At 62.8% G+C, this 24,603-nt stretch carries 21 protein-coding genes; 6 read left to right on the forward strand and 15 right to left on the reverse strand.

Features of this window, described 5'->3' with window-relative positions:
- The first annotated feature begins 27 nt into the window (after positions 1–27).
- Positions 28–693: a GntR family transcriptional regulator gene (locus GQB00_RS08140; protein WP_111494776.1), complete on the forward strand. Its 666-nt coding sequence runs from the start codon at positions 28–30 to the stop codon at positions 691–693.
- Positions 694–709: 16 nt separating this feature from the next.
- Here the strand turns inward: GQB00_RS08140 and GQB00_RS08145 are convergent, their stop codons facing one another.
- Positions 710–1,096, reverse strand: coding sequence for a DUF4864 domain-containing protein (locus GQB00_RS08145; protein WP_228276683.1), 387 nt, complete (start codon positions 1,094–1,096; stop codon positions 710–712).
- Positions 1,097–1,337: 241 nt separating this feature from the next.
- Here GQB00_RS08145 and GQB00_RS08150 point away from each other — a divergent pair, with 241 nt between their 5' ends.
- Complete coding sequence (locus GQB00_RS08150) at positions 1,338–2,129, forward strand: substrate-binding periplasmic protein (protein WP_111494774.1); 792 nt, start codon at positions 1,338–1,340, stop codon at positions 2,127–2,129.
- 107 nt (positions 2,130–2,236) lie between these two features.
- Here GQB00_RS08150 and GQB00_RS08155 read toward each other — a convergent pair whose 3' ends face one another.
- From GQB00_RS08155 to GQB00_RS08165, 3 genes are read right to left on the reverse strand one after another with little or no spacing between them, the layout of a single operon-like run.
- Positions 2,237–3,982: an alpha-amylase family glycosyl hydrolase gene (locus GQB00_RS08155; protein WP_165855864.1), complete on the reverse strand. Its 1,746-nt coding sequence runs from the start codon at positions 3,980–3,982 to the stop codon at positions 2,237–2,239.
- A gap of 35 nt (positions 3,983–4,017) precedes the next feature.
- Entirely contained in the window at positions 4,018–5,262 is a 1,245-nt protein-coding gene (locus tag GQB00_RS08160) for a glycosyl transferase (RefSeq protein ID WP_111494770.1), read from the reverse strand.
- 37 nt (positions 5,263–5,299) lie between these two features.
- Entirely contained in the window at positions 5,300–6,127 is an 828-nt protein-coding gene (locus GQB00_RS08165) for an HAD-IIB family hydrolase (RefSeq protein ID WP_165855865.1), read from the reverse strand.
- Positions 6,128–6,466: 339 nt separating this feature from the next.
- On the opposite strand from GQB00_RS08165, the gene GQB00_RS08170 reads away from it, so the two are divergent.
- From GQB00_RS08170 to GQB00_RS08180, 3 genes are all read left to right on the forward strand, one after another.
- A complete protein-coding gene (locus GQB00_RS08170; RefSeq protein WP_165855866.1) occupies positions 6,467–7,573 on the forward strand; it encodes a lysylphosphatidylglycerol synthase transmembrane domain-containing protein in 1,107 nt (368 codons plus the stop codon).
- Positions 7,560–9,785 (forward strand): glycosyltransferase, encoded by a 2,226-nt coding sequence (locus GQB00_RS08175; protein ID WP_165855867.1) that lies wholly within the window; start codon positions 7,560–7,562, stop codon positions 9,783–9,785. The genes GQB00_RS08170 and GQB00_RS08175 overlap by 14 nt, the downstream gene beginning before the upstream one ends.
- A gap of 77 nt (positions 9,786–9,862) precedes the next feature.
- Positions 9,863–10,807, forward strand: coding sequence for a YbgA family protein (locus GQB00_RS08180; RefSeq protein ID WP_165855868.1), 945 nt, complete (start codon positions 9,863–9,865; stop codon positions 10,805–10,807).
- A 36-nt stretch (positions 10,808–10,843) separates the two neighbouring features.
- Here the strand turns inward: GQB00_RS08180 and GQB00_RS08185 are convergent, their stop codons facing one another.
- The 4 genes from GQB00_RS08185 to GQB00_RS08200 all read right to left on the reverse strand — a co-directional run bounded on the left by GQB00_RS08185 (position 10,844) and on the right by GQB00_RS08200 (position 14,418).
- Complete coding sequence (locus GQB00_RS08185) at positions 10,844–11,605, reverse strand: DUF481 domain-containing protein (RefSeq protein WP_165855869.1); 762 nt, start codon at positions 11,603–11,605, stop codon at positions 10,844–10,846.
- 175 nt (positions 11,606–11,780) lie between these two features.
- The gene (locus GQB00_RS08190) at positions 11,781–12,782 is read right to left on the reverse strand and encodes a rhodanese-related sulfurtransferase (protein WP_111494759.1); all 1,002 of its coding nucleotides are present in this window, start codon (positions 12,780–12,782) and stop codon (positions 11,781–11,783) included.
- A 167-nt stretch (positions 12,783–12,949) separates the two neighbouring features.
- On the reverse strand, positions 12,950–13,501 hold the full coding sequence (locus GQB00_RS08195) for an outer membrane beta-barrel protein (RefSeq protein WP_165855870.1): 552 nt from the start codon (positions 13,499–13,501) through the stop codon (positions 12,950–12,952).
- Between the two features lie 185 nt (positions 13,502–13,686).
- Entirely contained in the window at positions 13,687–14,418 is a 732-nt protein-coding gene (locus tag GQB00_RS08200; protein WP_111494756.1) for a DsbA family protein, read from the reverse strand.
- Positions 14,419–14,581: 163 nt separating this feature from the next.
- Between GQB00_RS08200 and GQB00_RS08205 the strand changes: the two genes are divergently transcribed.
- Positions 14,582–15,562, forward strand: coding sequence for an NAD(P)H-dependent flavin oxidoreductase (locus GQB00_RS08205; protein ID WP_165855871.1), 981 nt, complete (start codon positions 14,582–14,584; stop codon positions 15,560–15,562).
- 22 nt (positions 15,563–15,584) lie between these two features.
- Here GQB00_RS08205 and GQB00_RS08210 read toward each other — a convergent pair whose 3' ends face one another.
- The 7 genes from GQB00_RS08210 to GQB00_RS22125 form a co-directional block, all read right to left on the reverse strand.
- Positions 15,585–15,920 (reverse strand): chaperone modulator CbpM, encoded by a 336-nt coding sequence (locus GQB00_RS08210; protein WP_228160509.1) that lies wholly within the window; start codon positions 15,918–15,920, stop codon positions 15,585–15,587.
- Between the two features lie 11 nt (positions 15,921–15,931).
- A complete protein-coding gene (locus GQB00_RS08215; RefSeq protein ID WP_165855872.1) occupies positions 15,932–16,885 on the reverse strand; it encodes a DnaJ C-terminal domain-containing protein in 954 nt (317 codons plus the stop codon).
- Positions 16,886–17,111: 226 nt separating this feature from the next.
- The gene (fba, locus tag GQB00_RS08220; RefSeq protein WP_165855873.1) at positions 17,112–18,176 is read right to left on the reverse strand and encodes a class II fructose-bisphosphate aldolase; all 1,065 of its coding nucleotides are present in this window, start codon (positions 18,174–18,176) and stop codon (positions 17,112–17,114) included.
- Between the two features lie 236 nt (positions 18,177–18,412).
- Positions 18,413–19,573: a phosphoglycerate kinase gene (locus tag GQB00_RS08225; RefSeq protein WP_165855874.1), complete on the reverse strand. Its 1,161-nt coding sequence runs from the start codon at positions 19,571–19,573 to the stop codon at positions 18,413–18,415.
- 55 nt (positions 19,574–19,628) lie between these two features.
- Positions 19,629–20,657, reverse strand: a complete 1,029-nt coding sequence (gap, locus tag GQB00_RS08230) for a type I glyceraldehyde-3-phosphate dehydrogenase (RefSeq protein ID WP_165855875.1) — start codon at positions 20,655–20,657, stop codon at positions 19,629–19,631.
- A 75-nt stretch (positions 20,658–20,732) separates the two neighbouring features.
- Positions 20,733–22,733 carry a transketolase gene (tkt, locus tag GQB00_RS08235; RefSeq protein ID WP_165855876.1) on the reverse strand — a complete coding sequence of 667 codons (2,001 nt, stop codon included), beginning with the start codon at positions 22,731–22,733 and terminating at the stop codon, positions 20,733–20,735.
- A 205-nt stretch (positions 22,734–22,938) separates the two neighbouring features.
- Entirely contained in the window at positions 22,939–24,597 is a 1,659-nt protein-coding gene (locus GQB00_RS22125; protein WP_416234154.1) for a thrombospondin type 3 repeat-containing protein, read from the reverse strand.
- Positions 24,598–24,603: the final 6 nt, after the last annotated feature.

Consider the following 24,603-nt stretch of genomic DNA (forward strand, 5'->3'; position numbering starts at 1 on the left):
TGAAATCTTCAGAACAGGCAGGACTTTATGGACTTCCAGACGCCCAACACGCTGGCCGAGCAGATCGCCAACTATCTGGCCGAACGCGTGATGACTGGCGAGATCAAACCGGGGGAACGACTGCACGAAGCCACGATTGCCGGCGAACTGGACGTCAGCCGGGCGTCGGTGAAGGAAGCGCTGTATACCCTGACCCGCTGGCACCTGGTGGAGATCACGCCGCGCAAGGGCGCGCGGGCAACGCAGTTGAACGCCACCTACGCCGCGGAGCTCTACGACATCTACATGCACCTGCTGATCATGCTGGCGCGTCGTCTCTGCGAACGCTGGGAGGAAGCCGACCGGGCGCCCATGCTGGAGGCCATCAAGCGGGTTACGGGGCAACTTTACGCCCGACCGCCGGACATACTGGCCGTGGTGCAGGCCAGTTTCGAGGTACTGGATCAGTGTGCCGGGGTGGTGGGCAATCCGTACCTGAGTGAGACGCTGGCCAACTTCAAGCCGGCCGTGAGCCGAACCTACTATTTCTGCGCCGATCGATACCAGCAGGATCTGGACCGCACCGCCGCGTTTTTCGCGCGGCTGACCGAAGCGGTGCTGGCGCGGGATGCCGATGCCGCCGAAACGCAGATTGTTGGCTTCGCCGAGCACCAGAAGGCGCTGATCCGCCAGGCGCTCGACGCAACGTCATGACGGGAAGGCCGGCCGGTCAGATACCGCCGGCAACTTCCTCCAGCACCACACCGCCGATGCGCCACTCCTCCCCTTCCCGCTCCATGCGATAGTAAGCGTCCCAGTAAAGGCCGTTGGGCCCCAGCAGTTGCACCCGCTGCACCACGAACCCGGGATGGGGCACCTGCTCGCGGAAACGCACGGTGGCGGCCTCGTATACCGCCGGGTAGCGACTGCGCACCATGTTGGCGAACTCCCGGGCGCTGGCGAACCCTCGCTGGATGGCAGGCGAGGCATAGCTGAAGGCGGCTTCGTCGTTGTCTTCGGAAAAGGCTTCCAGTTGGGCTCGGATCACCGTTTCCACGGCGTCCGTCGGCGCTCGGTCGTCGGCCGCCAACGGACTGCTGAATACCAGGCACAGCAACAGCGCCCACCTGCGGGCGCCGGATCGACAGGATCTGAATCGGCGTGTCACGCTCATCTCGCCTCTCCCTTTTTCTCGGGATACGTCCGCGGACCCGCGCCGGATGATTTTTCGAGCAATCCACCGCTCCGGATCAACGCATCTGCCCCCCTATCCGCTATATTAAACCTGAGTCCCCGACTGCACTACGGAAACCCAGGCGGGGCCCCAAAAGCGGACGCATTGCGAGAAGTATCTGCCCATGCCCCTGAAAACGCTGTTGCTGTTGTTGATTGTCGTTCCGGCCGTGTTGGCCGCCCCGGTCGATGCCGGGACCGACACGCGCCTGCCCGAGGGTCCCATTCGCTTCAACGTATCGCCGGGAGGCTACCCGCCCTACACGATGGTTCACGACGACGGCTCGGTCTCGGGCATCTTCTGGGATGTGATGGTGATCCTGGCCCGGCAGCACGATTACCAACTGGAGGTGCAGCAGATACCCACCAAGCGGGTCGACGGCTTCCTGCTACGCGACGAACTGGATGTGACAATGCGTGCAAGGGAATGGACCGACCAACCGGACGCTTTCGTGTTTACCGACGGCATCCTCAAGGCCCGCGATAGCATCTTCCGCCGCGCTGACAGCCCATTGCACTCGCGCACGCTGGACGACCTGGAGGGCACGATCCTGCTGACCAACCTGGGCTATCACCACCCCAGACTGGAAAGCCGCTTTGCGTCGGGCCGGATCAGGCGCATCGACGTGCCCAACACCCTGAACATGTTGCAGCGACTGCATAACGGCCAGCACCTGCAGGGCGGCGTGGCCAACCGACGGGCGGCGCAATGGATCATCCGCCAGCACGGCTGGCAGTCCCGCTTCCGCATCGAGCCGGTGGCGCTGGACGTGACCGAGTATCGGCTGATGTTCGCGCCCAAGTGGGCACCGCTGATGGACGGTTTCAACAGAACGCTGACGGATCTGCGCCGCTCCGGCACGCTCGACGAGATCATCGCCCGTTATCTGCCGGAAGGCTCGGCGCCGGGGATCTGAGGGGACCGGCGGAACTCACCGCAGTCGGCCGGCAGACCGCCGGTCTGCTCCGAAGATAAATCTTCGGCTACATCCGCTATCGCTTCGCCACCGGTGCAAGCGTCATCTCACCAGCGATTGGTCAGCCAGATGAATTGATAGGGCTCCAGGGTCACCGGCTTCATGCGGTCCTCGAACGGCCGTCCGCTGACCAGGTCCATCCACTGATCGGTGACGATCAGGTTCAGCTCCGACAGGTTGAACACCTGCTCTTCACCGCTGATGTTGTGGATGGCGAAGATGCTCTGGCGGCGGTCGATGCTCTGGCGCCAGAAGGCGAACAGACCGTCTCCCAGATGCAGGGTGTACTGGGTGGCGTTGGGGTGGAAGGCGGCCTGCCGCGTGCGGATCGCCAGCAGCCGGCGCAGGGCACTGAACACCGAGCGGTGGTGCGTGGCGCCTTCCAGCAGATCGTCCAGTTGATCGGCGTCCCACACGTGGCGGTTGATGGACCGGTTCTGGCCGGTGTGCTCGACCCGCGCTTCGTCGTTCTCCGTGGCCAGCAGACTGTGGATGTAGAACGCCGGCACCCCTTCCAGCGCCATCATCACCGCGTGGGCACAAATGAACCGGTGGAATTGCAGGCCGTCGTTGTCGCCGGAAGTCTCCGTCCGCGCCATGGCGTTCCACAGGCTGATGTTGATCTCGTAGGGACGCACGTCGCCGTTGGCCGCGGTGCGGGCCGTGATGCGCGCGCCGGAATCGACCAGCGCCTCGATCATGCGATCGATCTCGTCGTCACTCAGCAGGCCCTCGACCGGCCGCAGGCCAATGCCGTCGTGGGACGCGATGAAATTCAGGTAGGCGGTACCCTGCTGCGCCGGCGGCATGGTCATCAGCCAGTGCTTGAGGTGCTGGGCGTTACCGCTGAGCATGGCGTGCAGCAGCAGCGGCGGCAACGAGAAGTTGTAGATCATGTGGGCTTCGTTGGCGTTGCCGAAGTAGGTCAGGTTCTCCTGGTTGGGGATGTTGGTTTCGGTGATGATCACCGCCTCCGGATCGCGGTGCTCGATCATCAGCCGGATCAGGCGGATCACCTCGTGGGTCTCCGGCAGGTTGATGCAGGGCGTACCCAGGATCTTCCAGAGAAACGCCACGGCGTCGAGCCGGAACCAGCGCATGCCGCGATCCATGTACAGCTTGATGATGCCCAGAAACTCCAGCAGCACGTCCGGGTTGGAGAAATCCAGATCCACCTGGTCGTGACTGAAGGTGCACCAGACGTGCTTCTCGCCCTCCACCGTTTCCACCGCCCGCAGCAACGGCGACGTCCGCGGACGCACCACGCCGGACAGATCCTCGTCCGGCGACATCTCGATGAAATAGCGATGCCCCGGGGCCTTGCCCGCCTTGTAGTTCTCGAACCAGAGGCTGCGGCTCGAACAGTGGTTGATCACCAGATCCGTCATCACCTGGAAGTGCCGGGACAGCTCGGTCAGGTCGTCCCAGTCCCCCAGGGACGGGTTGACGGTGGTGTAGTCCATCACCGCGAAGCCATCGTCCGAACTGTAGGGGAAGAACGGCAGCACGTGGACGGTGGAGATCATGCCGCTGAAGTGCGCCTTGCAGAACCCGGTCAGCGTATGCAGCGGTTCCTCGCCGTCCCGGCGCACCGAGTCGCCGTAGGTGATCAGCATGGCGCTGCCCGGCCCCCAGTTGTTGCGATGGGGCCCCGGCGTCGGCGCGTCCGGCGTCACCCCGAACGTTTCCAGGCAGCGCGCCGCCAGTGCGTCGATGTCTTCGTGGGGATAGAGGCACTGCAGATGCGCCTTCACACGCAGCTCCAGTGACGGTAGGGCCTCGGGCTCGGTCATGCGATCCATCCTTCTGCACGCATCGGTGAGTGAAATCAGCCGCGCTTGGCGACGCTCTTGGGCACGTGCTCTTCCAGGTCCTGCTCGACCGCGTCGTGCAGTTGCTGCATCACGCCCGGGAAGGCGCTGGCCACCCGGTTCCAGCAGGAGATGAACGGTGCCTCCATGGGGTTCTCCAGGAAGTAGATCCCGGCCTTCATGATGTTGCGGGCAAACAGCTCCACCGCCTGCTCTTCCTGGTGGACGTCGAACTTGAGGCCGTTGATCTCGGCGTCGTTGCGGTAAGTCTCGACGAAATCCAGGGCGATGCGGAAGTAGGTCGCCTTGATGGTGCGGAAGGACTCCTGGTTGAAGACGATGCCGTTGGTGGCCAGCTTGCGGAAGATGGCCTTGGCGATGTCGATGGACATCTTGGACAGCCCGCCGCTGTCGTCATCCGGGGACAGGTTCTGGTGCTTGTGGTCGTAGCAGTCGGCGATGTCCACCTGGCACAGCCGGTTGGTGCTGTAGTTGCGCTTCATTTCACTGAGCACGCCGATTTCCAGACCCCAGTCGCTGGGAATGCGGATGTCGGTCATCACGTCCTTGCGGAAGGAAAACTCGCCGGACAACGGGTAGCGGTAGCTGTCCAGGTAATCCAGGTAGTCCAGGTTGCCCAGGGTTTTCTTGAGCGCCCGCAGCAATGGAGTCACCAGCAGCCGGCTGACCCGGCCGTTGAGTTTCTGGTTGGCGACCCGGGCGTAGAAGCCCTTGCAGAATTCGTAGTTGAAATTGGGGTTGGCGACCGGATAGATCAGCCGGGCCAGCATCTCCCGATCGTAGGTGACGATGTCGCAGTCGTGCAGGGCGATGGATTCAGCACGACCGGAGGCCAGTACGTAGCCCATGCAGAACCAGACGTTGCGCCCCTTGCCCGGCTCGGTGGGCGCCAGTTCCTCGCCCTTGAGTTCCTTGTCGATTTGGCGCAGCCGCGGGCCGTCGTTCCACAGCACACGGTGGCGCTGAGGCAGTTGCGAGAAGAACGTCAGGGCGTGGTGGTACTGCTCCTCGTTGGCCCGGTCCAGGCCGATGACGATTTCGCTCAGATAGGGCACCTGCTTGAGGTGCTCCAGGATCCGGGGCATCGCCTCGGTTTCCAGTTCCGAGTAGAGACAGGGCAGGATCAGGGCCATCGGCCGCGTTTTCGAGAACGTGACCAGCTCTGCTTCCAGCTCTTCCAGTGGGCGACGTGACAGGTTGTGCAGGGTTGTCACAATGCCGTTCTGATAAAAATCACCCATTGCTTGGTTCCTCTCTGCCGGGGCGCCTGCCGGTTTGTTATTGAGGCGCCGTTATCCCCTCCCGGACCAGTATGGAAGTCACCGCTTCCGACCAGCCTTCGGGGCCACAGGAAGAGGTAATGCACACTTCGGGCCGATTCGGGATCGCCGGTGGTGCATGGGCCGGCGAGCGCACCACAACCGGGATATCCGCGGCGGACAACATGTCTACATCATTATCGCTGTCCCCCAGCGCCACGGACGTGATGGCGTCCCCGAAGGCCTTCTGGTAGACCGCCAGCAACCAGCTCATGGCCTGGCCCTTGTCACAGGCGCCGATCACGTGATGAAAACGACCGCCGCGCACCAGGTGCAGGTTGTGCCGGGCCAGCCTCTTTTCGCACTCTTTTAGTGCATCCTCGCTATCCTGCCACACCAGTGGTTCACTGAATTCACGGTTGGCGGCCAGTACCGCCTGCTGACGCTCCAAACCCGTGCGCTCCATCAGCTCCGCCACGCTCATGTCGGACAGCGACCGGAAACTGAATTCATGGCGTAACGGCTTGAGTACGTCGAGAATTTCCCCGCGCGGCACGGACAGCAGCTTGCAGTAACTGTCCCCCGCGGACTGGACATCCGGCGGTAACGGCAGATCGGTGTCGCCGGGAAACCACACCGATGCGCCATTCTCGACGATGTAGGGGCCGTCGATGCCGAGTTTCTGCTGCAGCTGCTCCACTTCAGCGCGGGTCTTGCTGGTATTGAAAATACAGGGCACGCCGCCGGCGCGGGCGGCTTCCCATGCCTGACGCGCCGGCTCGGCCGAGTAGGAGTAGTGATCGAGTAAGGTGCCGTCCAGGTCGGTAAAGATAACCAGCCTTGTCATGGGCTTTCCCCCTGTTTGACGCCCAGGAAGTACGTCGTCGCATCCATTGATGATCCGCAGATCCCGCGGTGGTTCCCCACCGCTCCCTTAGCGACCTATGCAAGGGGAGCGCCACCTTGTCTGACAGTTCCGTAACCTGCTGATTGTTGGGCCGGCATCGACGATAGCGCGGCACACGCGGGCACCGGCAATGCACCATCGACGCCAGTCCGCCGCCTGCGCCGACTCAAAGGGCAGCCAACGATTGGCCAGAGCGACCCTATAAACGACCACGGCAGGTCTTGCCAGCGCCCCCCAGGATCGCAGTACACTGCCGCAGCACCCATCAAGAGAGCCCACATGGCCGGTCAGCAATCGTCTAACGAACACACCTCGGCAACGCCCGGACGACGCCTGGTCCTGTTTTCCCTCCTGTTCCTGCTGCTGAGCGCCGCCGGCACCTGGACCATTTATTCCCAGTTCGCCGAGCGCAATTTCAGTTTCGACGACCGTTTGCTGCATCCCGGTTTCCTCGCCGGCGCCGTGGTCCTGCTGCTGATCTACTTCCTGTCCGACGGCCTGCGGCTGTATTACACGCTGCGGGCACTGGGGCATCGCGTGCCGTTCCGGGATATGTTCCGGCTGGTGTTCATCAACATTTTCTTCTCCAACGTCACGCCCATGGCCACCGGCGGTGGGGTGGCACAGATCTGGTACCTGCGACGCCACGGTGTGCGGCTGGGGACGGCCACGGCCGCAACCACCCTGCGCACCGTGCTGGCGGTGGCGTTTATCTTTACTGTCACTCCCGCCTGCCTGATCTGGATGGATGCCCTGCAGGGGCGCGCCATCATCGGCCGCATTGCCGAGCTGCTGGCGGTGTTCATCGTGCTCTACCTGGGCTTCTTTGCGGTGGTGCTGTGGCGTACCCACTGGCTGATCATGCTGCTGACGGGGCTGTTGCAGGCGGTTCGCCGGGCCCGCCTGATCGGTCCGGCGCGCCACAAACGCTGGCAGTTCCGCATGAAGCGGGAGATGACCCGCTTTTCCCGCGCCTTCACCGTCTATCGGCGCGGCCCCCGGCGCTACATCGCTCTGTCGATCCTGTTCACCCTGTTGTTCCTGGTTTCACTGTTCAGCTTCCCCGCCCTGCTGATGCAGGCGCTGGGTTACGATGTGGATTACCTGATGGTGCTGGGCCTGCTGTTCGTGACCACCTTCGTCATGTACTTCGCGCCCACGCCGGGGGCTTCGGGGATTTCCGAAGGGGTGTTCGGCACCTTCTTCAGCCCGATTCTCGGCCCGGGGCATCTGGTACTGGTCACGGTCGCCTGGCGCTTCCTCACCATCTACCTCGGCATGATCGTGGGCCTGGTGATGACCCAGGTGGAACTGTCCGGCGACCGCCGACAGAGACGCGAGGCCCTGGCCCGGCAAGTCGCAAGGACCGGCGATGATCCGACGTAAACCGCTCAAGGCACTGTTCTACCTGTGTTTGCTGATCGTCCTCCTGCTGATCGGCTACAAGATCTATCTGGATTTCTTCGAGCCGGATTACGAAGCGGTGCACACCGAACAGATCGATCGCATTCATCAGGCCCTCGACGACAGCGACCAATACAGTTTCGCCGTGGTCGGCAACATCAATAATTCGGTGGGGGTGTTCGAGCGCAAGATCATCCCGATGCTCAATGGCGCCGACGTAAACTTCGTGATTTCCGCGGGCAACGCGGTCAGCAGCGGCGGCGAGGACAAATACCGGGCCCTGTACCGGACCATGAGCCAACTGCAGGTGCCCTATCTGCTGACGTTCGGCGACAACGAATTCAGCAACTTCGGCAGCTTCCGCTTCTACGAGCACTACGGCCCCTACTTCTACTCGTTCCGCACCGGCGACAGCCTGTTCGTGTTCCTCGACGCCACCGGCAAGACGCCCTATCGCTGGCAGCTGCGCTGGCTTTCGGACCTGATGCGCCAGGACGAAAGCCAGCATCGTTTCGTGTTCATCGGCGAGCCGCTCAGGCACGTGGATCAGGACACCCTGTTCGACGATGAGGACGAGTACCTGCAGAACCCCAGATTCCGCGATGGCCTGATCGACCTGTTCCAGCAGTACAACGTGGACGCGGTTTTTTCCGCCAACCTGCCGTTCTATGCCGAACAGCAGGCGCATGGCACACGCTACATCGTCACCGGCGGTGCCGGCGGACTGGTGCTGAACAACGACACCAGCTTCTATCACTTCGTCCGCGTGGACGTGGACAAGGACGGCGTCAGCACCACGCTGGAACGGCTCAACATCGGTCAGCACCCGGTCTTCAAGCAGTTGGAAAGCTTCTGGTTCTTTATCCACTCGCTGTTCTACGTGGGCTACGTCAACTTCATCCTGATCCTGGGGATTCTGGGGCTGGTCGCCATCAAGCTCTACTCGCTGATTTTCGTCGACCGGGACTATTACCCGGACTTCGACCTAGACCCCACCCCCTGGCGGGAAAAGCAACTGCGGGTGGCCATGTTCACCAACAACTACCTGCCCTTTATCGGCGGGGTGCCGCTGTCAATCGAACGGCTGCGCCAGGGGCTGGAGGCGCTTGCTCACCAGGTCCGCATCGTCGCCCCGCGCTACCGCGACCAGGCCAACCACGAACCCCACGTGGTGCGAGTGCCGTCCCTGGTGAGCCTGGGCGCCCAGCGGGAGTTCCGCATCGCCAATATTTTCCTGCCCCGCATCCGGCAGGCCATCCGCACCTTCAAGCCGGACATTATCCACGTCCATCACCCTTTCTGGCTGGGTTCCCTGGGGCTGTGGATGGCGCGCCGGCTGAAGGTGCCGGCGGTCTACACCTACCACACGCGGCTGGAGCACTATGCCCACTTCGTGCCGCTACCGGGCCTGATCTTCCGCAACCTGATCTCCCACGCGCTGATCAAGCATTTCGCCAACAAGTGCGACGGCGTGATCGTGCCCACCTACTCGGCGGAGGAATACCTGCGCATGATCGGGGTGAAATCCCTGGCCTTCGTGCAGCCCACCGGCATCGAGTTCGACCGCTTCCAGTCGGTCTCCGACGCCGACGTGGCGGCCCTGCGGGAAAAACTGGGCATCCGCGACGACGAGCACGTGTTCGTCAGCGTGTCGCGGCTATCCACAGAAAAGAACATCGATTTCATGATCGAGGCCATCGCCGGGCTCAGGGAGCAGACCGACCGCCCCTTCCGCTTCCTGATGATCGGTGACGGTCACGAGCGCGAGCGCTTGCAGGGAAAAATCGACGACCTGGGCCTGACCGATGTGTTTATGCTGATCGGTGCGGTCCCGCCCGACGACATGGCCACCTACTACAAAGCCGGCGATACGTTCCTGTTCGCTTCGGTATCCGAAACCCAGGGCATGGTCATCCTGGAGGCCATGGCCGCGGGTCTGCCGGTGGTGGCGGTACGCTCCAGTGGCATCGACGACGTGGTGCGCGAAGGCCATAACGGCTTCAAGACGCCCAAGAACCTGGAACGCTGGCGCCAGGCGGTGCAACGCATCATGGACGACGAGGCCCTGCACCGCGAACTGGCGGACAACGCCCTGGCCTTCGCCCGGGATTTCTCCATCGACCATTTCGCCAGGGACGTGGAGAACATCTACGCCACCGTGCTGGCCGATTACCACAAGCGCCGGGAAGAATAACGGCAACCGCCTGATCGGATAGCGCGGCCGCCGCGTATGCACGGAGACGATCCAGCGAAGACGAGGTTCCGTTTCCCATGGCCAAGATTCCCGTCGGCATCAGCACCTGCCTGCTCGGCAAGAACGTCCGCCACGACGGCGGGCACAAACACTCCCGTTTCTGCACCGGCCAGCTTGCGCGCTACTTCGACTACCACCCGGTCTGTCCGGAGCTGGAAGCCGGCTTCGGCGTACCGCGACCGGCCATCCAGCTACGCCAGCAGGGCGAGGCCGTCCGTCTGATGGAATCGAAGGGGGAGCGGGACTATACCGATGAGATGACGCACTGGATCGACGGCGCGCTGCCGGGGCTGGAACACTTGCGGGGCTATATCCTGATGGCCAAGTCCCCGAGTTGCGGCATGGAACGGATCAAGGTCCACAACGAGAAGGGCCGCACGATCCACCGGGACGGTCGCGGGCTGTTTGCCGACGCCCTGATGCGGGCCTACCCCCTGCTGCCGGTAGAGGAAGAGGGCCGACTCAATGACAGCCACCTGCGGGAGAATTTCATCGAGCGCGTCTATGCCTACGACGACTGGATGCGCCTCAACGAAAACGGCCTCACCCGTGCCGGACTGGTGGCCTTTCACACCCGCCACAAGTTCCAGCTCATGGCCCACGACGAGCCCGGCTATCGCGAGCTGGGGCGGCTGATTGCCAACCAGAAGGACGAGCCCCTGGAGACCGTGGCAGAACGCTACATCGGGCGTTTCATGGAGATCATGAAGGTCCATATCCGCCGCGGCGCCCATGCCAACGTGATGCAGCACATGATGGGTTTCCTGCGGGACGCCCTGTCCGACAGCGACCGGGCCGTCATCTGCGAACAGATTGCCGCCTACCAGCGCGAGGAAGTGCCCTTGGTGGTGCCCATGTCGCTGCTGCGCATGGCCCAGCGCCGCCGGCCAGTGTCGTACCTGGAACAGCAGGAGTACATGGCTCCCTACCCGGAAGATCTGGGCCTGCGCAACCGTATTTAAGCCACCCGGGCGGGCGCCATCGAATCAGAATCCGAGTCAGAAGCCGTAGAGCAGGGCCAGGGAGATCTCGGTATCGGTCTTCTCTGTGCCCTCGGGCACTTCGGATTCGTGCTTGACCCGGTAGCCCAGTTTCATGGAGACATCGCCCACCACATTGGACTGCAGGCCGGTGAAGGATTCGGTAATGGTTTTGCCGTCCTGCAGGCCCACTTCTGTGCTCAGCTCCTGAATGAACAGGGCATTGTCGGACAGGCCATAGTTGAAGGTTCCGGCGAAGCGCAGCAGGGTACCTTTCTCGACATCGTCGCCGTCATCACCCGGTTCCTCCAGCTTGTTGTAGCGATAACCGGCACCCGCCTTGAGCTCCAGGTAGGAGCGTTCACCGGATTGCCAGACACGGTTACCGTAACCGGTACTGGTCGATGACTGGAAGTCATAGCCCGAGAACCGGTCATCCTCGTAGGCGCCGCGCAGGAACCAGAACTGGCGCTCGTCGAACTTGTAGTTGGTTTCCGCCTGGGCGTTGTACTTCTCGGAGGTCGTTTCATCCTCGCCGGTTTCATCATCCTCCGACTCGGCAAAAACGGAACGGAACTCGGCGGTGTTGCGCCACTTTTCCACCTCGTGCTTCAGAGCGAGGCGCGCATTGATGTTCGTGGAATCACTGTTGCCCTCGGTGACGAGCACACCCAGCTCACCCTCACCGGTCCAGTTCTTGCTATCGTCGTCCTGGGCCAGGGCAAAAGGGGACGAAGCGACCAGCAGGCCGCCCCAAAGAATCTGTCTGTACGTTCGCATGCCGACTCCCTGCGTCGTTCTTTACTCATTTGGCCTATGCACCAAGCGTGCCTATCAAACACGAAAAATGGCTTGGCTGAAAAGTCGATAGAACGTACAGGGCGTCAGAGAAGTCAGATCACCACCGGCTTTACCCAGATCATGGCGTTGCCGGGATCAAGATCGTGCCGGCCCCTTAAGCCTTGGCCTCGCCCTGCTGGCTTTGCCGGGCCTGTTCGGCGCGAGCCTGCTTCTTGGCCGCCTTACGCTCGGCGATCACAGCCGCCGCCTCACCGCCCACATGCGATTCGCCACGCTCACGAGCCAGGCGAATCTGCTTTTCACGCTCGGCAAACCGGGCGCGCTGTTCCGGGGTCAGTTGGTCCATGCACTGGTGACAGCTCACACCCCGCTCGTATTCGGGGCGCTGCTTGTCGGCTTCCGTGATTGGCCGGCGGCAGGCGTGGCACTGGTCGTAACCGCCGCGCTCCAGGTTGTGGTTGACGGTGACCCGGTCGTCGAACACAAAGCACTCGCCCTGCCACAGGCTCTCTTCCTCGGGTACATCCTCCAGGTATTTGAGGATGCCGCCCTTGAGGTGGTAGACCTCGTCGAAGCCCTGCTCCTTGAGGAAAGCTGTGGACTTTTCACAGCGGATGCCGCCGGTGCAGAACATGGCCACCTTGCGGTGTTTGGACGGGTCCAGGTGCTCAGCGACGTACTCAGGGAATTCCCGGAAGGTATCCGTGGCCGGGTTGACCGCGTTCTGGAAGGTCCCGACGTCCACTTCGTACTGGTTGCGGGTGTCGATCAGCAGCACCTCCGGGTCGGAAATCAGATCGTTCCAGGCCTTGGCATCGACGTAAGTGCCCACGGTGCGGCGCGGATCGATGTCTTCCACCCCCATGGTGACGATCTCTTTCTTGAGCTTCACCTTGGTGCGTTTGAAGGGCTGTATATCGACGTAGGATTCCTTGTAGTCGATGCCGTCGAAGCGGCTGTCATCGGCCAGCCACGCCTTGACCGCATCAACCCCGTCGCGGGAACCGGCGATGGTGCCGTTGATGCCCTCGTGCGCCAGCAGCAGGGTGCCGCGGACTTCGTATTCATTCAGCAGCGCCAGCAGCGGGTCACGCAGACGCTCATAATCTTCCAGTGCGGTGAACTTGTACAGCGCACAGACAACGACATCTTTCATGGTTTTCTCCTGCGGGCCGGACCGTAAATCCGGAGCATGGTCAAAACAAGAAGCCCTCGCGAGGCAACGGCTTCTCAGGACGAGCGGATTTTAACCAATGGCGGGTGACAAAAGGAAGGGATCTGCGGAAGACACCGATCCGGGGACCGGTGTCTTGTCGGTCGCCGTCAGAAACGGAACTGACCGCCCACGGAGATGCCGGCAAGCTCAGCATCGTCCTTGTCGTAATACTGCATGGCCTCTGCATTGAGCACGAACTGGTCGGTCAGTTCGATGTTGAGGCCAACGCCGTAGGAAAAGCTGCTGTCCGAATCGGACTCGGAAGCCGAGAGACCTCCGAAAGAAGCCGTTGCCTCAGCGTCAATACGGGTGACGCCGGCAACCACATAGGGATAGAGGATCGTTTCAGTGGGCAGCCCGGCTTTCAGGTAGGCGCCAAACAGGCTGTTGATTTCCAACCCCAGATCGACGCCACTCACTGTGGCGGAATCATCGGACAGGCCTGTGCCGGCACGTAATTCCCCTGCCAGGTATGGATTAAGCTGTACCCCGAGTTGGGCAAAGAGGACATCGGCATCGAAATCCTCGGAAATCTGATCTTCTTCATACTGGCCGGCCAGATAGTTCAGCCCCACGTACGCCTGGGATTTGAAATCATCGGCCATGACCGGACCTGCAACCAGGCCGGACAGCAGCACAGCAACAACGCGCTTTTTCATGAGTATTCCCTGTTTTTTTCGAGTTCTTTAGATCCATGTTTTGCACTTCACGCAGCTCCGTGCGCTTCATGAAAAACAGCGCTGTATGGTAAAGGTCTGTAAAGAAACCCTCCACTCGCTACGGAAAAAGAATGTGAAAAAGCGAAGAAACCGGGCCCAGAGAAATCTGACCCCGGGAGGAAAGGTTATTGCTGCTCCGCCAGCTCACGCTGGATCACGGCATCCATTTGGCTCCAACCGGGGCGAGTCAGGCGGATGTTGTCGACGTAGACCGTCGGTGTGCTGGCAACTTGCAGCTGCTGGGACACGCCTACGCTCTGGGCAATGACATCACCGTGCAGTTCGGTGCGGATGCAGCGTTCCAGACGGCGGCTGTCCAGGCCCAGTTCGTCGGCGTAGCGGGCAAAGGTGGGAACCGGGTCGCTCTGGCCGGACCACTCGGACTGGTTTTCGTAAAGCCTATCCTGAATGCCCCAGAAGGCAGACTGGTCCGCGGCGCAGCGTGCGGCCAGCGCCGCCGGGCGGGCATTGGCGTGTTGACGCAGGGGCAGGTCGAAGAACACCAGCCGCACCTGGCCGTCCTTCACGTAAGTCTCACGCAGCTTCTCGGAGGCAGGCGCGAACCGGGCGCAGGCCGGGCACTGGTAGTCAGCAAACTCACGCACCACGATCGGCGCATCGGGATCACCGATGGACACACCGACGCTGTCAAAGTTGGCAGGGAACGGGTCCGCACCTTCAGCAACATCCGGCAGGGCATCCGACGTCGGCTGCGGCGGCTGGATAACCCACCACAACACCGCGACCAGGAAAGTCGCCACCAACACGGCCACGCCCGCCAGCAGGACCCGCCGGCGCATGCGCTCCAGTTTCGCGGAGGAACCGCCCCGATGCTGTCGGCGTTTGGCTTCGCCCATATCGATCACTCCCTGTTCATAGCTTGGCTGTCTTGTGATTCGTTGTCGCAGAGCAGCTTACACCAGCCCGGGGCGCCTGCAATAGACGTTCGAAGCGGTCTCGGTTAATTTTGGAGGTCAATGATTCAGCCCGGAAAAGAAACACAACAACCAAGGAGTCCTCATGCCCATTCCCCACGCCTTGCGGGATCGTCTCACTCTCCCGCTGATCGCCGCCCCGATGTTCCTGATCTCCGGCCCGGAGCTGGCCCTGGCCTGCTGCCGCAAGGGGATCGTGGGGAGTTTCCCGGCGCTCAATCAACGCACCAGTGAGGGCTTCGAGGCCTGGCTGCAGACCATGGCGGCCGGCCTGACTGCATTGGAAGAGGCGGCGCCCGACAGCCCGGTCGCCCCCTATGCCGTCAACCTGATCGTGCACCCGACCAACCCGCGCTGGCAGGCGGATCTGGCCCTGTGCGAAAAATATCGGGTGCCCATCGTCATCACCTCGCTGGGCGCGGCCAGCCATGTGGTGGAGACCGTTCACGGTTATGGTGGCCTGGTGTTCCACGACGTGACCAACCAGAAACACGCCCGCAAAGCCGCCGAAGCCGGTGTGGATGGCATCATTGCCGTGGCGGCGGGCGCTGGCGGCCATGCGGGTACGACCAGCCCGATGGTGTTGGTCAAAGAAATCCGGGAAGTGTTCGACGGCGCCATCATCCTGGCCGGTTGCCTGTCGAACGGTGAGGATCTGCTGGCCGCCCAGGCCATGGGAGCGGACCTGGGCTACATGGGAACGCGCTTTATCAACACCCGGGAATCCCTGGCGGACAGCGCCTATCAGACGATGATCATCGAAGCCGTCTCGGGCGACATCATTCACACCCCCGCCGTGTCCGGCATTCCCGCCAACTTCATGCGCCAGAGCCTGGAAGCGGCGGGCTACCCGATGGACAGGCTCAACCAGCCCGGCGCCATCGACTACGGCGAAAAACTCAAACCCATCGACGACGAAGCCAAGGCCTGGAAGACTGTCTGGTCCGCCGGCCAGGGCGTCAGCGCAATTCGGGATGTGGTATCGGTGGACGACCTGGTGGGCCGCCTTGCCGACGAATACCGGGCCGCAATGGCCAGCCTTCAGGAGCGCTGTTTTAGCGGCTGAACATCCCCACCGTGCCGATCGTTCAGTCTTCCATGAACTGACGCAGTTGCTGGTGGAGCCGCTCCACCTCCCGGCGCAGCTCGGTCATCTCGTCGAGCAGTTCCAGCGACATGGCCAGCCCCGGCACGTTGATCTTGAGATCACGCTGTAGGCGCTGGGCCTTGCGCAGGCGGGTCAGCGCCACGGCATCGAAGCTCCAGCCGCTGACCGGGCCGTCTTCCACTGGCGTGATCACGCCATGATTGACCAGTTTGATCACGAACTCGGCAGGCACGTCGCCGCGTTCGCAGATCTCCCGCAGGCTGAAACGGGTGCGCTGGTCGAGCACTTCCACCTGGTAGCTGATTTCCGTCTTCACGTCGCACTCCGTTACACGTTCAGATGGGCGCGGGGATTGAATCCCTTCTCCGCCTCGGCCAGTTTGCGGTACAGGGCTTCGCTGTCACCGTCGTGTTTGCGCGGCAGCGCGATCTGCAGCACCACGATCTGATCCCCCGGTTTTTTGCCGGGCAGGCCCTTGCCCTTCAGTCGCAGCTTCTGGCCGCCGGTGGCGCCCCTGGGCACCTTGACCTTGAGCCGGCTGCCCAGCGTGGGCACGGTAACCTCCGCCCCGAGCGCCGCTTCCCAGGGGGCGACTGGCAACGTCATGACCACATCCCGACCGTCCACGGTAAACAGCGGATGCGGTGCCAGATCCACCTCAATGAAGAGATCGCCGGCTTCGCCGCCGCCAAACCCGGGTGCCCCCTGTCCTTTCAGACGAATGTGCTGGCCCTGGGACATCCCGGCGGGAATCTTGACCTTGAGGGTTTTTGTGCGCCGTTTCGGCACGCCGCGGGCATCGCTCTCGTTGACCTCGAACTGAACCTGCTTCTCGCAACCACTGTAGGCCTCCTCCAGGAACAGCGCGAGGCGGGCGTGCACGTCCTCACCGCGCATGCGCATGTTCTGCCGGAAGCCGCCAAAACCAGCGTGACGGCCACCGCCGAAAATGGACTCGAAGAAATCGCTGAACTGGCCCGCATCCGCCTCGGTATAGCCACCACCGCCGAAGCGTGAGGCGCTCTCCCAGCCGGGCGGCGGCTCGAAATGGCCACTGCGTCCGGCGCCGTAAGTGCGCAACTGGTCGTACTCGGCACGCTTCTCTGGATCCTTCAGCACCTCGTAGGCTTCGCCGACGTCCTTGAACTTATCCTCGGCGTCGTCTTCCTTGCTGATGTCCGGATGATACTTACGCGCCAGCTTGCGATAGGCCTTCTTGATCTCGTCGGGCGACGCGTCTTCTTTGACGCCCAATGCCGCGTAGTAATCCTTGAATTCCATGATGGATGCACACCCTCCGGATGTCTCCTCGCCCGTTCGGACCGGGCGACGTTTATCGACTCATTGATCAATAATTGTTCCGAAACAGCGTAATACAAGTGGTGGGAAATGAGGAATAATCCGCATCGTCGTCGCCGTTGACGCGGGTCAAGGAAAAGGCTCGAAGGCACAAAAAAGCCCCGCGCGTCTGGTGACGGGCGGGGCTCACACGATGATCAGCAAGCGATCAGTTGACCTTCGGATCCAGTTCGCCGCGCTCATAGCGCCCGAACATGTCCTCCAGGTTGATCGGCTTGATCTTGCTGGCGTTACCGGCAGTGCCAAAGGCTTCGTAACGGGCCATGCACACTTCGCTCATGGCTTTGACCGATTCCTTCAGGTATTTACGCGGGTCGAACTCGGCGGTGTTGTTCGCCAGGAAGCGACGGATCGCGCCGGTGGACGCCAGGCGCAGGTCGGTATCGATGTTGACCTTGCGCACGCCGTGCTTGATGCCTTCAACGATTTCCTCGACCGGGACACCGTAGGTTTCCGGGATCTCGCCACCGTATTCGTTGATGATCTGCAGCCAGTCCTGGGGTACGGAGCTGGAACCGTGCATGACCAGATGGGTGTCCGGGATGCGGGCGTGGATCTTCTTGATCTGGTCGATGGCCAGGATGTCGCCGGTGGGCGGACGGGTGAACTTGTAGGCGCCGTGGCTGGTGCCGATGGCGATGGCCAACGCGTCCACGTGGGTCTTCTTGACGAAGTCGGCGGCTTCTTCCGGATCGGTCAGCATCTGGCTGTGGTCCAGCGTGCCTTCCGCGCCGATGCCGTCTTCCTCACCGGCCTGGCCGGTTTCCAGGGAGCCCAGACAGCCCAGTTCGCCTTCTACGGACACGCCGCAGGCATGCGCCATTTCCACGGTGCGACGGGTGACGTCGACGTTGTACTCATAATCGGTCGGCGTTTTGCCGTCTTCACCCAGGGAACCGTCCATCATCACGGAGCTGAAACCCAACTGGATGGAGCGCTGGCATACGGCCGGGCTGGTGCCGTGGTCCTGGTGCATGACCACCGGAATGTGCGGGAATTCCTCGACCGCCGCCAGGATCAGGTGGCGCAGGAACGGTGCACCGGCGTACTTACGTGCACCGGCAGAGGCCTGGACGATGACCGGGGAGTCGGTCTTGTCCGCCGCTTCCATAATGGCGCGCATCTGCTCCAGGTTGTTGACGTTGAACGCGGGAACGCCGTAACCATGCTCGGCGGCGTGGTCCAGCAGCTGGCGCATTGAAATAAGAGCCATCGGATAGTCTCCTTGGATAATTCAGTTCGGAATTCATGGAGTCGCTGGGCGGGTCTTGAATATCTTCTGCCGAGCCTGAGGGCATCAGATGCAAGGCGCGGCTTGCCGGCAATGGCCTGGGCCGCATGCGGATAGCCCTTGGCAAAAGCCGCAACGCCGCATCTGTTGTCTTCAGGCTTGGCCCGCAGGGGCGCTTCGCGCCAGAAGGTATTCAAGACCCGTCCAGGGGCTCCCTATTAAGCGCCGCGCTCTTCCAACACCGCGACGGCGGGCAGGGTCTTGCCTTCCACGAATTCGAGGAAGGCGCCACCGCCCGTCGATATATAGGAAATTTTATCGCTTACGCCGTATTTGTCGACGGCCGCCACGGTGTCACCGCCGCCGGCCAGCGAGAAAGCGTCGCTCTCGGCGATGGCATCGGCCAGGGCGCGGGTACCGCCGCCAAACTGGTCGAATTCGAAAACGCCCACCGGACCGTTCCACAGAATGGTCTTGGCGGACTTCAGCAGTTCACCGAAGTGCGCTGCAGTTTTCGGGCCGACGTCGAGGATCATGTCGCCCTCGCCCACGTCGGCAATCGCCTTGGTGGTGGCTTCCGCGTCCTCGGCGAACTCGCCGGCAACGACCACGTCCTCCGGCAGCGGGATCTTAACCCGCTCGGCGATGGCCTTGGCGGTGTCGATCAGGTCGTGTTCGCACAGGGATTTACCCACCGGGTGACCGGCCGCCGCCAGGAAGGTGTTGGCAATACCACCGCCCACGATGATCTGGTCGCAGACCTTTTCCAGCGCGTTGAGGACGTCCAGTTTGGTGGACACCTTGGAACCGCCGACGATGGCCACCACCGGCTTGGCCGGGTTGTCCAGCGCCTGGCTCAGGGCTTCCAGCTCCGCCGCCAGCAGCGGGCCGGCGCAGGCTTCCGGCGCGAATTTCGCCACGCCATGGGTGGAGGCCTGGGCGCGGTGGGCGGTGCCAAAGGCGTCCATCACGTACACGTCGCACAGGGCGGCGTAGCGTTTGGACAGGGCTTCGTCGTCTTTCTTCTCACCCTTGTTGAAGCGGACGTTCTCGCACAGGACCACTTCACCCTCGGCCACGTCGACGCCGTCCAGGTAATCCTCGACCAGACGTACCGGCTGGCCCAGCAGTTCGCCCAGGTGCGCGGCGACCGGCTTCATGGAGGACGCCTCATCGTAGACGCCTTCTTCGGGACGCCCCAGGTGGGACATCAGCAGGACCCTGGCGCCGGCGTCGCGGGCGGCCTTGATGGTCGGCAGGGAAGCGCGGATGCGAGCGTCGCTGGTCACCTTGCCGTCCTTGACCGGGACGTTCAGGTCTTCACGAATCAGAACCCGCTTGCCCGCCAGGTCCAGCTCGGTCATTTTCTTGATCGTCATGAAACGTTCCTTTTTTCAAAGCGTTGATAAGGGTTTCAAGGCATTTTTGGGGAATTCAGTGAGAATCGACAAACCGGGACAGCCAGCTCTGGCTGACGTCGAGCATCCGGTTGGCAAAGCCCCATTCGTTATCAAACCAGCACAGCACTTTCACCATGCGACCGCCGCTGACCCGGGTCTGGCCGCCGTCCACGATCACCGAGCGCGGGTCGTGGTTGAAATCGGCGCTGGCCAGGGGCTCGTCGGTGTAGCCGACGATGCCTTTGAGGGGCCCCTCCGCACTGTCGCGGATCAGGCGGTTGACGGTCGCCACGTCGGTGTTTTTCGAGACGTTCACGGTCATGTCGATGGCCGACACATTGAGCGTCGGCACGCGCATGGCCACGGCGCTGAAGCGGCCTTTCATGGCCGGCAGCAGGCGTTCAATTCCACGCGCCAGCCCGGTGTCCACCGGCACGATATTGTGCAGGGCGCTGCGGGTGCGGCGCAGGTCATGGTGATGGTAGGCGTCGATGACCGGCTGGTCGTTCATCGCCGCATGAATGGTGGTGATCGCGCCCTGCTCCACGCCCAGGGCGCGGTCCAGCTCGCGAATCACCGGCACCACGCAGTTGGTGGTGCAGGATGCGTTGGACACGACCCGGTCGTCCGCGGTCAGCTCGGATTCGTTGATACCGTAGACCACGGTCCGGTCCACGTCCGGTTCCGCCGGCTGCGAGAACAGCAGCCGCGGAGCGCCAGCGTTCAGGTGCTGTTCCGCCGTCGAACGATCGCTGAAAGCACCGGTGCATTCCAGCACCAGGTCCACGTCCAGCGATGCCCAGGGCAGGTCCTGCGGCTGGCTGGCACGCAGCACCTGGATGTCATCGCCGTTGACCTGCATGCCAGTGGCCGTGGTGGTGACTTCCCCCCGGAAACGACCGTGGGTGGAATCATAGCGGGTCAGGTGGGCGATGGTTTCCAGATCGGACAGCTCGTTGATGGCCACAACCTGCAACGTGTCGCGGTAGCCGTTTTCATACAGCGCGCGCAGCACGCACTGACCAATGCGGCCATAGCCATTGATTGCCAGACGGTATGCCATGTGGCGGAAACGTCTCCCGGATGGAGTGACGGCCGCCGGTCATCCCGGCGGCCGAAGATCGGGCTGAGCGTGAACTCAGTTTTCGAGCAGTTCCTGGGACACCGCGACCACATTGTCCACGGTGAATCCGAAGAACTTGAACAGATCACCGGCCGGCGCCGATTCGCCAAAGCTGTTCATGCCCACCACGCGGCCGTCCAGGCCGACGTACTTGTACCAGTAATCCTCGAAGGCCGCCTCGACGGCCACGCGGTTGGTCACGTCCAGCGGCAGCACTGTCTGCTTGTACTGGGCGTCCTGGGCCTCGAACACTTCCGCCGACGGCATGGACACGACGCGCACCTTGCTGCCCTGCTCGCGCAGCTGGGTAGCGGCGTCCTGGGCCAGGCCGACTTCGGAGCCGGTGGCGATCAGGATCAGGTCCGGGTGGCCGTCGCTGTCGGAAAGAACGTAGGCGCCCTTGCTCACGTCAGCCAGCTGCTGCTCGCTGCGATCCTGGTGCGGCAGCCCCTGACGGGAGAACACCAGCGAAGACGGGCCATCGTTGCGCTCCAACGCGGATTTCCAGGCCACGGCCGATTCCACCGCGTCCGCCGGACGCCACACGTGCATGTTCGGCGTGCTGCGCAGGGCGGTGAGCTGCTCGATCGGCTGGTGGGTCGGGCCGTCCTCGCCCAGACCGATGGAGTCATGGGTGAACACGAAGATGGAACGCTGCTTCATCAGTGCCGCCATGCGCACCGCGTTGCGGCAGTATTCCATGAAAATCAGGAAGGTCGCACCGTAGGGCACGAAACCGCCGTGCAGGGCGATGCCGTTCATGATCGCCGCCATGCCGAATTCGCGCACCCCGTAATAGAGGTAGTTGCCGCTGGCGTCGTCCTTGTTGATGCCCTTGCTGCCGTCCCAGATGGTCAGGTTGGAACCGGCCAGGTCGGCGGAGCCACCCAGCAGTTCCGGCAGCATCGGGCCGAAGGCGTTGAGGGTCTTCTGGGATGCCTTACGGCTGGCCACGGTTTCGCCGTTTTCCTGGCATTCGCGGATGTAGGCGTCCGCCTTGTCCGCAAAGTCAGCCGGCAGTTCGCCCTGGATACGGCGTTCGAACTCCGCCGCCAGCTCCGGGTGGGCGCTCTTGTAGGCCGCGAAGGTCTCGTTCCAGGTCTTCTGGGCCGCAGCGCCTTTTTCGCGACCGTCCCAGGCGGCGTAGATGTCGTCCGGCACCTCGAACGCAGGATGGTTCCAGCCCAGGTTCTCGCGGGTGGCGACGATTTCGTCCTCGCCCAGGGCCGCGCCGTGGCAGCTTTCGGTGCCCTGCTTGTTGGGTGCGCCGAAGCCGATAATGGTCTTGCAGCAGATGAGTGTCGGCTGCTCGGTGTTGGCACGCGCCTGTTCGATGGCACGACGCACTTCCTCGGCGTTGTGGCCGTCCACGTCCGGGATGACCTGCCAGCCGTAGGCGTCGAAGCGCTTGGGCGTGTCGTCGGTGAACCAGCCATCCACTTCACCGTCGATGGAAATGCCGTTGTCGTCGTAGAAGAAGATCAGCTTACCCAGGCCCAGGGTGCCGGCCAGGGAGCAGACTTCGTGGGAGATGCCTTCCATCAGGCAGCCGTCGCCCAGGAACGCGTAAGTGTAGTGGTCGACGATGTCATGACCGTCACAGTTGAACTGCGCGGCCAGGGTTTTCTCGGCCACGGCAAAGCCCACGGCATTGGCAATACCCTGCCCCAGCGGGCCGGTGGTGGTCTCAACACCCGGCGTGTAGCCGAATTCCGGGTGGCCCGGCGTTTTGCTGTGCAGTTGGCGGAAGTTCTTGATGTCGTCGATGGTGACGTCGTAGCCGCTCAGGTGCAGCAGGGAATACTGCAGCATGGAACCGTGGCCGTTGGACAGGATAAACCGGTCACGGTTGGGCCAGGACGGGTCCGCCGGGTTGTGGCTCAGGTAATCGTTCCAGAGCACTTCGGCGATATCTGCCATGCCCATCGGTGCACCGGGATGACCGGATTTGGCCTTCTGGACGGCATCCATGCTGAGGGCGCGGATGGCATTGGCAAGATCTTTACGGGACGGCATCGAGTGTATCTCCACATTTAGGCGACGGCTTTCACGCGGTATTCCGGGTCCGAACCCCCCGAAAATACCGGCCAGAAATCGAGAAGGCGCATATTTTCGCCGATTAGGACATCAATGGGCAAATGCCATCCGCAAGATCCTTTCCCTCCCGTCCGCTTCCGCCATCCCTTTCTCCGGGCCGCCGCGCCGAAGCCCCTGATATCTCTCAGGGATAAGCCACGCAGGCCTGATGCACACGCAGGTCGCTCAGTACGTTGGCGACGCCGCCGAACCGGACTTCAACGGCGTCGAAGTCCTGGGTGGCCTGGAAGTTCACGAAATAACGATTGGCGTTTTCCGGAACACTGAACAGCTGTAGAGCCAGCAGGGTGCCCACCGCCGCCCGCTCCTGTTCCACGCCGTTGCGTCGGGTCACAATGGCCACGCCGCCGAGGGCGTCCAGGGTGAGCAGCGCATTGGGGCGCGACAGCATCAGGCCCAGGGTACGTGGCGCCGGCGGCGTGGCACTGAAGACCGCCGGCGACTGGCTGCTGACGCGCAGGTAGGACCCCGCCGCCAGCCCGACGGAACTGGTCATCCGGGCCGCCGTATCCGCATCCGCGTCGATTGCCAGGCCCGGGTCGGAGACGCCGCACAGCGCGCACAGCAAGCCGAACAGGCCGTCGGACGTGGTGGCATCGGGCGTTTCCAGAGGCATAAAGGGGGAATCCGGGCCGCAACTGACCGAGCTGACCAGGTCACAGGCGTCCCCGATACCGTCCAGATCCCGGTCCGCCTGATCCGCGTTGGCATCCACCGGGCAATTGTCGCTGTCGTTGGCCACCGCATCGCCGTCGATATCGGTATCGCAGGCATCCCCCTGACCGTCGCCGTCGGTATCCTGTTGCGAGGCGTTGGCGACCAGCGGGCAGTTGTCGGCGACATCATCGACGCCATCGCCGTCGACATCGTCGTCACAGGCATCGCCCGCTCCATCCAGGTCCCGATCTTCCTGCCCGATGTTGGCCACGGTCGGGCAATTGTCACTGGCATCGTCGACGGTGTCGGCGTCGTCATCGGTATCGCACGCATCGCCCTGGCCGTCGCCGTCCAGATCCGCCTGCCCCGGATTCGCCACCAGCGAGCAGTTGTCGCTGCCCTGACTCACGCCGTCGCCGTCGAGGTCGTCGTCGCAGGCGTCCCCCTGGCCGTCGCCGTCCAGGTCGGACTGGTCCTGATTGGCCATGACCGGACAATTGTCGGCTCCGTTGGCCACATTATCGCCATCGACATCCGCATCGCAGGCATCACCAACGCCGTCGTCGTCCAGATCCACCTGCCCGGCGTTGATCACCGACGGGCAGTTATCGACGCCGTCGGACACGCCATCGCCGTCGGAATCGGTGTTGGCGTCGCAGGCGTCCCCCACGCCGTCGCCATCGGCATCGCCCTGCCCCGGGTTGGCGTCGACCGGGCAGTTGTCTCCCACGTCGTCCACGCCGTCGCCATCGCGATCCGGATCGCAACTGTCGCCCACCAGGTCCCCATCCTGATCCTCCTGCCCCGCGTTGGCCATCGCGGGACAATTGTCCATGCCGTTGGTCACGCCATCACCGTCGCGATCCGCATCGCAGGCATCGCCATGACCGTCGCCATCGTCATCCTCCTGGCCGGGGTTGGCCAGCAAAGGACAGTTGTCGACCCCGTTGGCGAGGCCATCCCCATCAAGGTCGTCGTCGCAGGCATCGCCGGCGCCATCGCCATCCGAGTCGAGCTGATCGGCATTGGCATCCACCGGGCAGTTATCGCCGGCACCGATGCCGTCACCGTCGCGGTCGTCATCGCAGGCGTCGCCGATTCCATCGCCGTCGAGATCCGCCTGCAACGGGTT

This window comes from Marinobacter sp. JSM 1782161 (assembly GCF_011421605.1).
GTDB lineage: Bacteria > Pseudomonadota > Gammaproteobacteria > Pseudomonadales > Oleiphilaceae > Marinobacter_A > Marinobacter_A bohaiensis.